Here is a 14761-nt window from a genome sequence, read left to right as displayed (position 1 = left end):
TCTCGCCCCCGTCCTCGAGCAGAAAGCCGCCTCGTCGAATGCGATGGACACAGCACCGGAGCTCGGTCGCCGCGATCACCATCACGACCTCGGTCGCCGGTCTGGTCATCGTCGTTTCGCCGGCCACGGCCGAGGCCAAGGAGTTCGGCTCCGCGGTCTCCTTCGCCTGCACGAGGGCGGGCTCGGGCCAGCCCGCCGAAAAGGTCACGGTCCGGCTCACGGGCAGCGTCAAGGAACGGGTCGCTCCTGGAAAGCCGGTCCGTTTCAGCAAGCTCGGTGCACGGATCGTCGTCCCAGCGGCATTGGCGGAATCCTTCGTCGGACCGGAGCCGGGCCCTGTCACCGGGAGCGCGACGCTCACGACGACGGCTCGCCAGAACGGCCAGACGGCCGACCTGGGCTGGCCCGACCTCGTATTGACCGCGGCTCCTGGCGGCGGCGCCGGACTCGCCTTCACGGGTGCCATCGCCGTGCCGGACGTGATCCCTTCGGTCGCCGGCACCATCGACTTCGCCGCGGAGAGCCTCGCTCTGTCGCTGCGGCAGGAGAGCACCACACCCGACACGGCGGCAGGGAAAGCCGAAACCCCGCTGACTTGCACACCAGAGGGCAAAACTTCGATCGCCAGAGTCCAGGTCACGACCCCAGGAGCCCAGTCAGGCCGGTCGGGCCGGTCAGGACCGCTTCCGAACGCCGCCGCCGACGAACCCGCGATCGAGCGTTGCACCCATCCGAAAGGTGAGCGTGACAACTCGCTCTTCTCTGAGCCCTGGCCCAACGAGACCGTGTCCCATGACACGGGAGAGGGGCAGCCGCCGCAGCTCAAGTGCGGGAAGCTAGTTGGGTACTCCAACGTTCGAAAGCTGGGCGGAGCGGCCCCCGTTGGAGCCGGACTGCAGGCGGACACTACGATCCGGCGAGTTGTGGACGACCAGCCCAGCACTCCTGACAACCCTCACAACTGGCAGGTCGAATACCACCTGGCCGCGACGGAGGCAGCCTCTTCCACGGCCACGATGCTGGGCTTCGGCTTCATGCCGACCACCGTGAAGACTCAGATTACGCAGGACCGCCTGACGGGCATCATGTCGTTCGGTCGAATCTACGGCAATCGCGATTCGTTGCTCCCCGCTCGGACCCTGAGCTACGCCAACTCAAAGGTCAAGGTGAAGGTCTCCGAAATCCGAGTCAACGGACTTCCGATAAACCCAGGCACAGCATGTTCCAACGTCGGAGAAATGCTCCTGAAGCTGAAGGGTGATCTACCGCCCGGGGCCGGCGTCACCACCGGCGGCACTTACAAGACCGTCGAGAACGCGCTTCTAGAGATTCCGCGCTTCACCGGTTGTGGCGTGAGTGAGGACCTGAGTCCGCTGCTCACGGCGAGCACTTCCGGAAGCGGCAACCATGTCAGCGTTTTCCAGAGTCAGCTCTGCGATCCAGGTGACGCATTGGAAGATTGCAACGACACACCTCAGGAGTGGAAGGTATCTCCGCTCGGTGCGACTCTGAGGCCGGACCCCGTGCCTTTCGCGGTTACAGATCCAACGACCGGAGCGACGATCACCTGCCCTCGGGTGGCCTCGACCGTGACCACCGTGCCCGAAGTTCTCGGTGCGCAGATCGGACGGATCGGATTCACCAGGCCCACCGCCAATTCATGCTCGGGCACCAATGGGATCACCGGTATCAGCTTTACAACGGTTCCAAGTCTTTCCATGTTCGCCCAAGAATATGATCCGAAAACGCAGATTTCACGTATCGTGCCACCTTCTGCTTCGACCTTCATCATGTCGTACATGGTCCCTCGCGCCACCGGCACCGGGACGGTCCGCTGCGAGGTCAGGCCAAATCTCCGCTGGGATATCTTCTTCAACAACACGAGCCATACCTTCTCGCTTCGGCACCGCCCGGCCGTTCTGAGTTCGGCCAGTACGGCACCTGAGTGCAACGAACGCTTCGCCGTGGGCCGGGCGATAACGACAAAGATCGACCCGCTCGTCACCCCCGAGGTCACCATCACGGCCAAGCTGGCCTAGCAACATGCGGAGCCCGGATCAGTAGATGCGTTTCAGGTCGAGTTGGAGGAGGTAGAAATGCGCAGGACCGTCCGTACTTTGTTCGGCACCTCTTTGGCGGGCGGAACGATTGCAGTAGCGGCGGCTGTGGCGGTTGCCGCCGAGCTCACCTGGACGCTGTTGCCCGGCGGCGATATCACTGCGACGAACGTCGGCAACTTCTTCGTGCGCTTCGAGAGTCGGGGCGGTTACATCAGCTGCTCGGACACCGAGCTTCGCGTGACCGGAAAGAGCGGCTCGGGACTGCCGGGTCAGGAGATCGCGAGCATGGAGACCGTTCGCTTCGGCGGTTTCACCGGTGACCCGACGATCTGTGAAGGGCCGAGTGGACTCGCTACCCAGTTGCTCGTCAATGATCTGCCGCTGGAATTCAACGCGGAGTCCTACAACGCGCTGACCGGTGTCACTCGCGGGACTTTCACGAACCGGGACGCCGGTGGCATCACCGCAAAGGTCGTCGGGCTCGACGATGGCTGCGAAGCGGATTTCAGGGGACCGCCCGGGGTGGAGGGCGAGATCCAGGTCTCATACAGCAACGGCACGGGCGAGGTCACGCTCGACGGCACGAACATTGAGGCCGTGAACGTCAATTCGAACTGTCCGACCAATATCGCACAGAACGGCGACAAGATCGTGGTCACTGGAAACAGGTTCAAGCTCGACCCTGTCCAGACGCTGACGAGCCCGTGAGCGGAGTAATTTGACATGGGGATCGAGGTTGTTGTTGAGGGGCTGACGATGTCGTTCGGGCGTCAGACCATTTGGCGGGATGTCTCGCTTACCTTGCCGGCGGGGGAGGTGAGCGTGATGCTGGGGCCTTCGGGGACGGGGAAGACCGTCTTTTTGAAGTCGCTGATCGGGCTTCTGAAGCCGGAGAAGGGGCGGGTTCTCGTCGATGGCGTTGACATGGTCGGGGATTCGGATCGGAAGGTTTTCGCGGCGCGCAAGAAGTTCGGGCTGATGTTCCAGGACGGTGCGATGTTCGGGTCGATGAACCTGTATGACAACATCGCGTTTCCGCTAAGGGAGCACACGCGGAAGTCTGAGAAGGAGATCCGCCGCATTGTGCTGGAGCGGATGGACATGGTCGGGCTCGGCGGTGAGGAGCGCAAGCTGCCTGGGCAGATCTCGGGCGGCATGCGCAAGCGGGCCGGACTCGCGCGGGCGCTGGTGTTGGATCCGCAGATTATTTTGTGCGACGAGCCGGACTCGGGGCTTGACCCGGTGCGCACGGCTTATCTTTCGCAGTTGCTGATCGACGTTAATACGCGCACTGATTGCACTATGTTGATTGTTACGCACAACATTGAGATCGCGTCTACCGTGCCAGACAACATGGGGATGCTCTTCCGGAGGGACCTGGTGACGTTCGGGCCTCGGGAAGTGCTGCTTACCTCGCGAGATCCCGTGGTTGCTCAGTTCTTGCGCGGCAACCGGCACGGGCCCATCGGCATGAGTGAAGAGAAGGACGCTGCCACGTTGGCGGCTGAGGCCGAGCGGTTCGGCGGGCTCAAGGTCCGCGAGATGGAGATCCCGCCGCAGTTGGAGCCGTCCGCGGGATTGCCGCAACGTATGGGCGCCGTCCGCCGATCCGAGCGGGTCATGGCGAACGTGCACCTGCTTCCCCAGGAAGCCCAGGAAGCGATTTTCAACGCGCAACGGAAGCGGCCTGCGGGAGGGCCGCCGGCCGTTCCATGGGCCTCGGCCTGACACCCCTGCCCCTACCCCCACGCACCTTTCGAGGTAGCAGATGTTGAAGAAGACCCAAGCAGGTGGAGCGTGAGCGCCCCGCCGCAGGGGCCGCCGCCCCCGCCGTCCGCGCCGCCTCCGCCCCCACCGGCCTCTGAGCCGGTGCGGCCGCGTGTGCAGCCGGTCAAGGTGAATCCGTCCGACTACATGCCGCTCGCCGGGGGGCTGCGGCAGACCGGGCAGATGTTCGCGCTGGCCGCGAGCGTGGTGCGGATGACGTTCAAGCGGCCGTTCCAGGTGCGGGAGTTGATCCAGCAGTTCTGGTTCATCGCCTCGGTGACGATCCTGCCCACTGCTCTGGTATCGATCCCGTTCGGTGCGGTTATCGCGTTGCAGGTCGGGTCGCTGGCCAAGCAGTTGGGGGCACAGTCGCTCACGGGTGGCGCCTCGGTGCTCGCGGTGGTGCAGCAGGCTGCGCCATTGATTGTGGCGCTCTTGATTGCAGGTGCGGCTGGGTCGGCCATTTGTGCCGACCTTGGGTCGCGGACGATCCGCGAGGAGATGGACGCCATGGAGGTCATGGGCGTCTCGCCGATCCAGCGTCTGATCGTGCCTCGGGTGCTCGCGTGCATGATGGTTGCCTTTTGCCTGAACGGGCTCGTGTCCGTTGTGGGTGTGGCGGGCGGCTACTTCTTCAACGTGGCTCTCCAGGACGGGACGCCTGGGGCTTATCTCGCCTCGTTCTCGGCGCTGGCTCAGCTTCCGGATCTTTATGTGGGACTGGCCAAGGCGGTGATCTTCGGGTTCATCGCGGGGGTCGTCGCGGCCTACCGGGGGCTTCATCCGGGGGCCGGGCCCAAGGGCGTCGGCGACGCGGTCAACCAGTCGGTGGTCATCGCGTTCCTGCTGCTGTTCATGGTCAACCTGGCGATCACGGCGATCTACATCCAGGTCGTCCCGCCGAAGGGGGCCTGAGCAGTGGCGTCGACCACCTTCCGCGACTACGCGCGCAACCCGTCCCGGCTGTTCCGGTGGCTGGACCAGCCTGGCGACCAGCTCGGCTTCTACATCAAGGCGCTGCTGTGGACGCCGCGCGCGATCCACCGCTATTTCAAAGAGGCGCTGCGGCTGCTGAGCGAGGTCGCGTTCGGGTCGGGCGCGCTCGGCGTCATCGGCGGCACGATCGGCGTGATGATCGGCATGACGCTGGCGACCGGCACGGTCGTGGGTCTTCAGGGGTACGCGGCGCTCGACCAGATCGGGTCGTCGGCGTTCACCGGATTCATCTCCGCGTACTTCAACACGCGTGAGATCGCTCCGCTCGTCGCCGGGCTGGCGTTGTCGGCGACGGTCGGGGCCGGGTTCACCGCTCAGCTGGGCGCGATGCGGATCAACGAGGAGATCGACGCCCTGGAGGGCATGGGCATCCCCTCGCTGCCCTACCTGGTGACCACGCGGATCATCGCGGGCGTGGTGGCGATCATCCCGCTGTACGGGATCGGGCTGCTGTCGTCGTACATCGCGTCCCGCCAGGTGACGGTGCTGCTGAACGGGCAGTCGGCCGGTACCTATGACCACTACTTCAATATCTTTCTCGCGCCCGAGGACGTGGTGCTCTCGTTCGTCAAGGTGCTGATCTTCAGCGTCATGGTGATCCTGGCGCACTGCTACTACGGCTACCGCGCGGTCGGCGGACCGGCCGGGGTAGGCGTCGCCGTCGGCCGCGCGGTCCGGACCGCGATCGTGGTGATCTCGGTGACGGACTTCTTCGTCTCCCTGGCGATCTGGGGCGCCACGACCACGGTGAAGGTGACCGGCTGATGGCGAGGGTGAAGCCGTACGAGACGCTCCGGCGCCGGCTGCTGGGCGTCGCGTTCCTGCTCGTCCCGGTGTTGCTGGTGTCGTTGTCGATCGCGATCTACCAGAAGCGGTTCACCGACGTCACGTTCGTGACGCTGCGGACGTCCACGGCCGGGTTCGAGATGCACCGGGGCGCGGACGTCAAGCTGCACGGCGTGGTGATCGGCGAGGTCCGGTCGATCTCGGCCGACGGGTCCGGCGCCCGGCTGCGGCTGGCGCTGCGGCCGGACGACGCGAAGCGGGTCCCGTCGAACGTGGCGGCGCAGTTGTTGCCGACGACGGTGTTCGGCGCCCGTTACGTCGCGCTCGTCCCGCCTGCCGGTCAGGGGATGAACCCGCGGGCGAACGTGGTCGCCGCGGCGCTGCGGAACGAATCGGTGATCTCCGAGGACATGACCCGCAACGCGATCGAGCTGCGGGACCTGCTGAAGAGCACGATGCGCCTGCTGAACGCGCTGAAGCCCGCCGAGCTCTCCGCCACCTTGACGGCGATGGCGCAGGCCCTCGAAGGCAGAGGAGACCGGCTCGGCCGGAACCTCGTCACCCTGGAGGCGTACCTGAAGGAGCTCAACCCGCACCTGCCCGCCCTCAACCAGAACCTGGTCGAGGTCGCGCAGTTCGCCGACAACTACAGCCAGGCGACGCCCGACATCCTGGACGGGCTGACCGACTTCGTCACCACGTCCCGCACGATCGTCGACCAGCGCGCCAACCTCGCCGAGGGGTACGAGTCGACGACCCGCGCGGCGCGGGACCTGACGAACTTCCTGCGCCGCAACCAGGACAACTGGATCCAGCTGCCCCGCGTCTCGCGCGACTCGCTGGAGACGCTCGCCAAGTACTCGCCGGAGTTCCCCTGCACGTTCGCGTCGATCGCCAAGTTCGTCCCGCTGATGGACAAGGCCCTCGGCAAGGGCACGAAGAAGCCCGGCGTGCACGTCAACATCAACACCGTCCAGCACAAGGGCCGCTACCGGCCCGGGGTCGACCGGCCGCGCTACCTCAAGGACACCGGTCCGCACTGTTACGGCGTGCCCTATGACCCCGGCGGCGGCTCGACTCCGAAGCTCGGCAAGCCGGGCGTCCTGCCGGTCGGCACGATCACCGGTTCGCCCGGCGAGACCCAGGTGATCAACGAGCTGAGCGCGCCCGCGCTCCGCGAGGCACCCGAGGAACTGCCGGATTGGTCCGGTGCGCTGCTCGGCCCGATCTACCGGGGCACCCGCGTCACCTTCGAGGGGGCGGGCCAGTGAGCGTCATGGGCAATCTGCGGGGCAAGTCGCGCGGCACGATCTCGCCGCTGATCAAATCGCTGATCTTCATCGTCACGACGCTCGCGGCCACGGCGCTGCTCGCGGCCTCGATCATGAACACGACGCGCGGCGACCGGGTCACCTACCAGGCGAGATTCACCGACGTCGCGGGCCTCTATCCGGCGCACTCGGTACGGATCGCCGGCGTTCAGGTCGGTCAGGTCAAGAAGATCGAGATCACGAACCGGCGGCTCGCCCTGGTGACGTTCACCGTCGACCGGAACCGGCGCCTGCCCGAGTCGGTGACCGCCTCGGTGAAGTACCTCAACCTTGTCGGCGGCCGCTACATCGACCTCGACCCCGGCGCCGCCGGCGGCGCGCCGGGCGCCTACCTCCCGGTCGGCGGCACGATCCCCGAGCAGCGGACGCAGGGGCCGCTCAACCTCACCCAGCTCTTCAAGGGCTTCCAGCCGCTGATGCAGGCCCTGTCGCCCGGCGACGTCAACAAGCTCAGCGAGTCGATCATCAAGGTCCTGCAGGGCGAGGGCGGCACGCTCGAATCCCTGATGCGCACCGTCGGCTCGCTCACCTCGACGCTCGCCGACAAGGACCAGGTGATCGGCAACCTGATCAGCAACCTCAACGAGGTGACCACCACGATCAACAACCGGGACGGCCAGCTCGTCGACCTGATCAGAACGTTGCGGGCCCTGGTGTCGGGCCTGTCGGCGGACCGGCGGCCGATCGGGGAGGCGATCGTCGCGCTGGACGAACTGACCAACGCCACCGCCGACCTGCTGAAGGTGACCCGGGATCCGCTCAAGCAGGACATCGTCCAGCTCACCCGGCTGACCAGAAATCTCGAAGCCGACCAGCCGCTGCTCGAACGGTTCCTCCGGCGGACCCCGGTCAAGCTCGAAGCCCTCGGCCGGGCGGCGTCGTACGGGTCGTGGGTGAACTTCTACCGGTGCGAGGTGACGCTCAGCGGCGTCCGTTACAACGACGGCAGCCCGGCGCCCACCGGCATCCCTCTCACCGACGACCGGTGCAAAGGCTGATCCATGACCCATCCCACTCCCCAGCCCCCGAACCAGTTGCCGCGGCTGCTGCCCAAGCGGCGAAGGTTGCTGCCGTACGTCAAGCCGGCCCGGGACCGCAACCCGATCGGCGTCGCGCTCATCGGCCTCCTGCTGATCGCGTTGCTGCTGGCCGCCGCCTACCGGGCCGACCGGCTGCCGGTCATCGGCGGCGGCACCACCTACAGCGCCTACTTCACCGAGGCGGCCGGGCTGAAGTCCGGCCAGGAGGTGCGCGTCGCCGGGGTCAAGATCGGCAAGGTCACCTCGGTCAAGCTGGCGCCGCGCGAGGCGAAGGTGAAGGTCGAGTTCCGCGTCAAGGACGCCTGGATCGGCAACGCGACCACCGCCACCATCATGATCAAGACACTGCTGGGGTCGAAGTACCTCGCCCTCGATCCGCTCGGCTACCGCGAGCAGGACCCGGACGAGCCGATCGGCATCGACCGCACCGTCTCGCCGTACGACGTCACCAAGGCGTTCGACGAGCTCGGCCAGACGGTCGAGGACATCGACTCGCAGAAGGTCGGCGAGTCCCTGACCGTCGTCTCGCAGGCGTTCTCCGGCACCCCGGCGCACTTCCGCACCGCGATCGACGGGCTCTCCGCGCTGTCCCGGACGATCTCCAAGCGGGACGCGCAGCTCGCCGAGCTCCTCAACGGCACGCGGCGGTTGTCGGGGACCATCGCCTCCCAGAACGACCAGTTCCGGGCGCTCCTCAAGGACGGCAACCTGCTCCTGGCCGAGCTGCAACGCCGCCGTGAGGCGATCAGCTCGCTGCTGGTCGGGATCATCCGCATGTCGCGCGAGATCGAGCGCTTCATCGACGAGAGCGGTCCCAAGCTCAGCCCCCTGCTCGACTCGCTGGACGCCGTCACCGACGTGCTCAAGGCCAACCAGCGCAACCTCGACAAGGCGCTCTCCCTGGCCGGTCCCTACATCCGGCTGGTCGCCAACGCGTCCGGCAACGGCAGATGGGTCGACGGATATCTGTGCGGGGCGGTCCCCAAGGAATACGTGACCGATCCCAAGCCCGCCAACTACACCGCGCCCGACAAGTGCACCCCGACCCGGAAGGGAGGCCGCTGATGGCATCCGGACCCCCCGCACCGCGGACGGTGCGCTGGATCATCGCCGTCGGGCTCTCGCTGATGATCGTGGCGGGCGTGCTGGCGACGATGCCGCAGGACGGCGGCCGTACGATCACCGCGCAGTTCGTGAACTCGCAGGGCATCTACCCCAACTCGGACGTGCGGGTGCTGGGCGTGCGGATCGGGAAGATCACCTCGATCAGGCCGTCCGGGCAGACCGTCACCGTGCGGATGGAGATCACCGACGATGACGTGCGGATCCCCGCCGGGGTGAAGGCGGCCGTGGTCTCTCCCAACCTGGTGTCGGACCGGTACGTGCAGCTGGAGCCCGCGTACACGGGCGGGCCGACGCTCGCGTCCGGCGGCGAGATCCCCGTCGCCCGCACGGCGACGCCGATGGAGCTCGACCAGCTGTACGCGGCGCTGCGCAAGTTCACCGCCGACCTCGGCCCGAAGGGCGTCAACAAGAACGGGGCGCTGTCGGAGTTCCTCAAGGCCAACGCCAACAACCTGAAGGGCAACGGCACCAAGCTCAACCAGATGATCGAGGATCTCGGCAAGGCCTCGGCGACGCTCAACCACTCGGCCGACGACTTCTTCGGCACCATGGCGAACTTCAACAAGTTCACCGGGATGCTGCGCGAGAACGACGCCGAGGTACGGGAGTTCCAGCGGCGGCTGGCCGACGTCTCGACGTTCCTCGCGGCCGACCGGGGCAACCTGCGGCGCGCCCTGCACGATCTCGGCTTCGCCCTGATCAAGCTCAAGGACTTCATCCACAAGAACCGCAAGCAGCTCAAGGGCAACGTCGACAAGCTCGCCGACATCACCAAGGTCCTGGTCGACCGGCGGAAAGAGGTCGCCGAGCTGTTCGACGTCGCTCCGCTGGCAGCGTCCAACGCCCTCAACTCCTATGACCCCAAGAGCAAGACGATGATGTCGCGCGGCAACCTCCTGGAGATCACCGCCGCGTACGGCAAGGGCGCCGGGAAGGGGCAGGGGGCGGTGTCCGTCCCGGTGTGCACGGCCGGGCCGCGATCCAAGGCTCTCAAGCAGGCGTGCGAAGCCGGTCCCCCCGGTGGCCTGAATCCGTCCCCGAAGCCACCGGTGGACGCCCCGCCCCTGCCGCTTCCCGCCGCCGGACCGGTGTTCACCGGCACCAGCCCGGCAGGAGGTGCGCGATGAAGCAAGGAGCACAACGCCGCGCACAGCGCCGGACGCAGCGTCGGGGTCTCCTCGCGGCGGGTCTCGTCGCCGCGTCGGTGCTGGCCGCGGGCTGCTCAGGCCAGCAGGGGTTGTCGGTGCAGGACATCCCGCTACCGGGCGGCGCCGACCTGGGCGACCACCCGTACACGCTCACCATCGAGCTCGTCGACGTGCTGTCGCTCGTCCCGCAGGCGTCGGTGAAGGTCAACGACGTCCCGGTCGGCCGGGTCACCGACATCAAGCTCCCCGACGGCAAGTGGACCGCCGAGGTGACGGTCAAGGTGAACGGCAAGGTGCGGCTGCCCGCCAACGCCACGGCGAACATCGAGCAGTCGAGCCTCCTCGGCGAGAAGTACATCCAGCTCGCCGCCCCCACCACGACGCAGGGCGCGCCCGCCGGGTCCCTGACGAACGGCTCGCGCATCCCGCTCGACCGCACCGGCCGCGACCCCGAGACCGAGGAGGTGTTCGGCGCGCTGTCGCTGCTGCTGAACGGCGGCGGGCTCCCGCAGTTGCGCACGATCACCCGCGAGCTCAACTCGGCCCTGAACGGCCGGGAGCCGCAGATCAAGAACGCGCTGCGGCGGCTCAACGAGTTCACCACCTCCCTCGACGGCAACCGGGCCAACATCGTGCGCGCCCTGGAGTCGCTGAACCGGCTGTCCGCGACGGTCGCGGCCCGCAAGGGACAGGTCGACACGATCCTGACCGACCTGGCCCCCGGCCTGAAGGTGCTGGAGGAACAGCGCGGCGACTTCGTCCGGATGCTCGAGCAGTTCGACGAGCTCTCCAAGGTCGCCGTCTACGTCTCGAACGCGTCGCGCGACGACATCGCCGCCAGCCTGCGGGCACTGGAGCCGGTCGTGCGCAAGCTCGCCGACGCGGGACGCGACCTGCCGAAGTCGCTCGAAGTCCTGATGACGTTCCCGTTCACCGACCAGGTGCTGACGGGCATACGCGGCGACTACCTCAACGTCTACGCCACGGTCGTCGCCAAGCCCGGCAGCGACTGCGTCAACGCGCCCGTGAAACCCGACACGACCGTTCGCCTGAAGGTGGACGACACGACGCCGCAAGGGCCCGTCGGCGCGTGCCCGCCCGCGGGCCAAGGCGGCCAGACCGGCTCGGCGCGAACCGGTTCGCCACCGTTGCCCTTGCCGGCGGTCACCATCCCACCCGGTCTGGACGCCAGATCCGGCGGAGGCAACGTCCTCCCCGACATCGACGGGGGGAACTGAGCGATGCTGACCACGTTCACCCGGATCAAGATCGTCGCCTTCGTGATCATCGCGCTGGTCACGGTCTCGTACATCGGGATCAACTACGCCGACCTCGGGCGGCACGTCGGGCTGCGCGACTACTACACCGTGAAGCTCCAGCTGCCCGAGACCGGCGGGCTGTTCAAGGGCTCGGCGGTGTCCTACCGCGGCGTCACCGTCGGCCGGGTCGACGACCTGAGCCTGGCGGACGGCGACGGCCAGGACGGCACGCGGGTGATCGCCGAACTGCGGATCACCTCCGACACGAAGATCCCGTCCGACACGGCCGCCGTCGTCGCCAACCGGTCCGCCGTGGGCGAGCAGTACGTCGACCTGCGGCCCGCCACCAACGCCGGTCCCTACCTCAAGACGGGGTCGACGATCGCCCGCGCCGGGGCGACCACCCCGCCGCCGGTCAGCGAGACGCTCAAGGCGATCAACGACTTCAACGCGTCCGTCCCGACCGACTCGCTGCAGACCACCCTTGACGAGCTGGGCAAGGCGTTCACCGGGCAGGGACCGCACCTGCAGCGGCTGCTGGACGCCTCGGACCAGTTCATCAACACCTCGCACGAGAACATCGACACCACCGTGACGTTCCTGGAGAACGGGAACGCCGTCCTGCGCACGCAGAACCAGGAGGCCGCGTCGCTGCGGCAGTTCGCCCGGGACGGCCGCAAGTTCGCGGCGGCGCTCAAGGGCTCGGACGCCGACCTCCGGCGGCTGATCGCGGTGGCCCCGCCCTTCTCCGAGGAGCTGTCGGGCCTGCTGCGCGACCTCGATCCGGGCCTGCCGAGGTTGCTGGCCAACCTGCTCACGTTCGCCCGGATCACCGACACCCGCCTCCCGGGCATGCGGCAGTTCTTCTCCGACCTGCCGGCCGTCGCCGCGATGGGCAACACCGTCATCCGCGGCGGCAGCCTGGAGATGGGACTCATCAACACCTTCTTCAACCCGCTGCCGTGCGTCTCGGGATACGGCGGCACGTTCTACCGCGACGGCCTGGACGTGAAGGGCGGCAGCCGGCCGTTCAACTCCGCGGCCCGCTGCACCCTCAGCCCCTCGACCGGCGTGAACGTGCGCGGCGCCGCCAACGCCCCGCACGGCGGCGTCCCGGCACCCGCCAAGCCGGGCGTGGGCAGTGGCGCCGCCGACGTCATGACGGCGGTGGGCCTGCCCGGAGTGTGGCCGGTGACGACGGGCGCGGGGGGCCAGGGCGCCGCCGCGTACAGCGATCTCGAACGACTGCTGGGACTGCGGAGATGACCGTGGACAGCAAGGCCGGGAACGCGGCCGTGGCCCGGGCGAAGGCCCGGAGCGCCACGGACGGCGGATCGGGCGGCGGGCCGAAGCGGCGCAGGCTCGTCTACGCGACCGCGATCGTCGTCGTCGCCGCGTCGGGCTGGGGAGCGTGGCAGCTCGTCCCCGGCGACGGCGAGGGCTCCCGGCCGCCGAGCGAACGCGACAAGGTCACCGCCGCGGCGACCCGGCAGCTCGCGGCGCTGAGCTCGATGGACCCGGCCCGCGTCGACGAACGGCTCGGCTGGTGGGAGCAGGCGTCCACCGGCACCCTGCGCGCGGAGCTCGCCCGGGACCGGGCCGCCAACCGCAAACGTTTCGCCGCCATCGCCGCCGCCGCGACCGGCACCGTCGGCTCCCTGGCGGTCACCGCGCTGAACGCGGAGTCGGCGACGGTGATCGCGTCCGTCCGCGTGAAGTTCGTCGGGACGGCCGACTGGCGCACCGAGGAGAGCCGCCGCTACCAGGCCGGGCTGACCAGGACACCGCAAGGCTGGCGGACCAGTTCGCTGTTCCTCCTGCCCGCGCCGGACGGCAGCACGCCGGACGGCGGCACACCGAAGAGCGGCAAGCAGAAGACCGGAAAGCAGAAGACCGGCACGGCGAAGGCGACCGGAGCCCAGCAGGCGGGCCGCGCCCCGGCGGCACCCGCACCCGCCGCCGGGGACGCCGCGCTCCTCGGCGACGTGACCAAGGCGGCCGAGGCGGTCTTCAGCTACCGGTACCAGGACCCGGCCGCCACGCGGCAGGCGGCCCGTGACGTGCTGGTCGGCACCGCCGCCGGGCAGTACCAGAGGTTGTTCGGCATCGTCGCCGACCAGGCGCCCAAGCAGCGGCTCACCGTCGGCAGCAAGGTCCTCCGGGCGGGCGTGATCGAACGCGCGGAGAACACCGTCACCGTGCTGATCTTCCTCGACCAGACGTCCACGCGGGAGGGCGGCCGCCCGTCGTTCGCCGCGATCGCGCTGAAGGTCACCGCCCGCGCGGAGAACGGGCGGTGGCGCATCAGCGACCTGCGTTCGACCTGACCCGCGTTCCACCGACGACGAGCAAGGACTCCCAGATGGCAGATATCAAGCTCGCGGCCAGCACGCCGGAGCAGTCCGACGAGACGGCGGCGCCGAACGAGCCGGCCGTGGCGGCGGAGGACCCGGAGCCGATGGAAGAGCCCGATTCGGCCAAGGCGGAGGAGCCCGAGCCCACCGAGGAAACGGCGAAGGACACCGAGCCCGCGAAGGCGACTGCCAAGCCGAAGGCGACGGAGCGGGAGCCTGCCAAGGCGGCGGACGAGAAGCCACAGGCCAAGAAACCGCAGGCCAAGAAGGCAGCGGCCAAGAAACCGCGGGACGAGAAAGCGGCGGAGAAGAAGCCGCGGGACGAGAAGGCGCAGGACGAGCGGGCCGTGCGGATCCGGATCCCGGTGATCGTCATCACCGATCCGCTGAAGGCGGCGCTGACGGTGCTGGCGCTCGTCGCGGTCGTGACGGCGGGATGGTTCGTCTACGACTGGAACGCGGCCAAGGACGATCCGGCCCGGTCCGTGGCGGCGGCCCGGGACCAGGCGCTCGCGCAGGGACGCCAGGCGATCGTGAACCTCAACACGCTCGACCACCGCACCAGCGATCGCGATCTGAAGGTCTGGCAGGACTCGGCCACCGGCGAGCTCTACAACCAGATCGCGGCCGGGCGCGAGGGCCTGGCGGCCGACGTCACCAAGAACAAGACCGTCACCTCGGCCAAGATCCTCGAAGCGGCCGTCACCGAGCTCGACGCGGCCGCCGGAAAGGCCACGATCATCGCGGCCGTCCGGATCACCGTCACCCCGCCCGCCGGGGCGGCCACCACGAAGATCAGCCGGCAGGCCGGGCAGCTCACCCGGACCGCCGAGGGCTGGAAGCTGGCGGCCCTGGGCCAGGCCCCCAGCGGTGGCTGAGACGCGTCATGACACAG

The 14761-nt window shown here is 68.2% G+C and carries 13 protein-coding genes; all 13 read left to right on the top strand.

The genetic code is table 11. The features are described from left to right. Positions 1 to 38 precede the first annotated feature (38 nt). The 13 genes from ACGFNU_RS31980 to ACGFNU_RS31920 all read left to right on the top strand — a co-directional run bounded on the left by ACGFNU_RS31980 (position 39) and on the right by ACGFNU_RS31920 (position 14744). On the top strand, positions 39 to 2039 hold the full coding sequence (locus tag ACGFNU_RS31980; protein WP_392599643.1) for a hypothetical protein: 2001 nt from the start codon (positions 39 to 41) through the stop codon (positions 2037 to 2039). Between the two features lie 57 nt (positions 2040 to 2096). Beyond that, a complete protein-coding gene (locus ACGFNU_RS31975) occupies positions 2097 to 2768 on the top strand; it encodes a hypothetical protein (RefSeq protein WP_392599641.1) in 672 nt (223 codons plus the stop codon). Positions 2769 to 2783: 15 nt separating this feature from the next. Continuing rightward, a complete protein-coding gene (locus ACGFNU_RS31970; protein WP_392599639.1) occupies positions 2784 to 3788 on the top strand; it encodes an ABC transporter ATP-binding protein in 1005 nt (334 codons plus the stop codon). 186 nt (positions 3789 to 3974) lie between these two features. Then, the gene (locus ACGFNU_RS31965) at positions 3975 to 4742 is read left to right on the top strand and encodes an MlaE family ABC transporter permease (RefSeq protein WP_392599754.1); all 768 of its coding nucleotides are present in this window, start codon (positions 3975 to 3977) and stop codon (positions 4740 to 4742) included. A 3-nt stretch (positions 4743 to 4745) separates the two neighbouring features. Further along, positions 4746 to 5588, top strand: coding sequence for an MlaE family ABC transporter permease (locus ACGFNU_RS31960; protein WP_392599637.1), 843 nt, complete (start codon positions 4746 to 4748; stop codon positions 5586 to 5588). Then, entirely contained in the window at positions 5588 to 6880 is a 1293-nt protein-coding gene (locus ACGFNU_RS31955) for an MCE family protein (protein ID WP_392599635.1), read from the top strand. The genes ACGFNU_RS31960 and ACGFNU_RS31955 overlap by 1 nt, the downstream gene beginning before the upstream one ends. 5 nt (positions 6881 to 6885) lie before the next feature. Further along, entirely contained in the window at positions 6886 to 7938 is a 1053-nt protein-coding gene (locus tag ACGFNU_RS31950) for an MCE family protein (RefSeq protein WP_392599633.1), read from the top strand. A 3-nt stretch (positions 7939 to 7941) separates the two neighbouring features. Then, on the top strand, positions 7942 to 9045 hold the full coding sequence (locus ACGFNU_RS31945; protein ID WP_392599631.1) for an MCE family protein: 1104 nt from the start codon (positions 7942 to 7944) through the stop codon (positions 9043 to 9045). Continuing rightward, complete coding sequence (locus ACGFNU_RS31940) at positions 9045 to 10232, top strand: MCE family protein (protein ID WP_392599629.1); 1188 nt, start codon at positions 9045 to 9047, stop codon at positions 10230 to 10232. The genes ACGFNU_RS31945 and ACGFNU_RS31940 overlap by 1 nt, the downstream gene beginning before the upstream one ends. Next, positions 10229 to 11491, top strand: a complete 1263-nt coding sequence (locus ACGFNU_RS31935; RefSeq protein ID WP_392599627.1) for an MCE family protein — start codon at positions 10229 to 10231, stop codon at positions 11489 to 11491. Before ACGFNU_RS31940 ends, ACGFNU_RS31935 begins: the two co-directional genes overlap by 4 nt. Before the next feature lie 3 nt (positions 11492 to 11494). Continuing rightward, positions 11495 to 12778 (top strand): MCE family protein, encoded by a 1284-nt coding sequence (locus tag ACGFNU_RS31930; RefSeq protein WP_392599625.1) that lies wholly within the window; start codon positions 11495 to 11497, stop codon positions 12776 to 12778. Beyond that, positions 12775 to 13839: a hypothetical protein gene (locus ACGFNU_RS31925; RefSeq protein WP_392599623.1), complete on the top strand. Its 1065-nt coding sequence runs from the start codon at positions 12775 to 12777 to the stop codon at positions 13837 to 13839. The genes ACGFNU_RS31930 and ACGFNU_RS31925 overlap by 4 nt, the downstream gene beginning before the upstream one ends. Positions 13840 to 13874: 35 nt before the next feature. Next, positions 13875 to 14744: a hypothetical protein gene (locus ACGFNU_RS31920; RefSeq protein ID WP_392599621.1), complete on the top strand. Its 870-nt coding sequence runs from the start codon at positions 13875 to 13877 to the stop codon at positions 14742 to 14744. Positions 14745 to 14761 lie beyond the last annotated feature (17 nt).

It is taken from the genome of Spirillospora sp. NPDC048911 (assembly GCF_043198015.1).
Taxonomy (GTDB): domain Bacteria; phylum Actinomycetota; class Actinomycetes; order Streptosporangiales; family Streptosporangiaceae; genus Spirillospora.
This window is presented reverse-complemented; position numbering and strand designations above follow the sequence as displayed.

Excerpts from the sequence above, each read along its gene's own strand:
- ACGFNU_RS31955 (WP_392599635.1), top strand. The coding sequence starts at position 5,588 with ATGGCGAGGGTGAAGCCGTACGAGACGCTCCGGCGCCGGCTGCTGGGC.
- ACGFNU_RS31970 (WP_392599639.1), top strand. The coding sequence starts at position 2,784 with ATGGGGATCGAGGTTGTTGTTGAGGGGCTGACGATGTCGTTCGGGCGT.
- ACGFNU_RS31935 (WP_392599627.1), top strand. The coding sequence starts at position 10,229 with ATGAAGCAAGGAGCACAACGCCGCGCACAGCGCCGGACGCAGCGTCGG.
- ACGFNU_RS31925 (WP_392599623.1), top strand. The coding sequence starts at position 12,775 with ATGACCGTGGACAGCAAGGCCGGGAACGCGGCCGTGGCCCGGGCGAAG.
- ACGFNU_RS31975 (WP_392599641.1), top strand. The coding sequence starts at position 2,097 with ATGCGCAGGACCGTCCGTACTTTGTTCGGCACCTCTTTGGCGGGCGGA.
- ACGFNU_RS31945 (WP_392599631.1), top strand. The coding sequence starts at position 7,942 with ATGACCCATCCCACTCCCCAGCCCCCGAACCAGTTGCCGCGGCTGCTG.
- ACGFNU_RS31980 (WP_392599643.1), top strand. The coding sequence starts at position 39 with ATGCGATGGACACAGCACCGGAGCTCGGTCGCCGCGATCACCATCACG.
- ACGFNU_RS31940 (WP_392599629.1), top strand. The coding sequence starts at position 9,045 with ATGGCATCCGGACCCCCCGCACCGCGGACGGTGCGCTGGATCATCGCC.
- ACGFNU_RS31920 (WP_392599621.1), top strand. The coding sequence starts at position 13,875 with ATGGCAGATATCAAGCTCGCGGCCAGCACGCCGGAGCAGTCCGACGAG.
- ACGFNU_RS31965 (WP_392599754.1), top strand. The coding sequence starts at position 3,975 with ATGCCGCTCGCCGGGGGGCTGCGGCAGACCGGGCAGATGTTCGCGCTG.
- ACGFNU_RS31950 (WP_392599633.1), top strand. The coding sequence starts at position 6,886 with ATGGGCAATCTGCGGGGCAAGTCGCGCGGCACGATCTCGCCGCTGATC.
- ACGFNU_RS31930 (WP_392599625.1), top strand. The coding sequence starts at position 11,495 with ATGCTGACCACGTTCACCCGGATCAAGATCGTCGCCTTCGTGATCATC.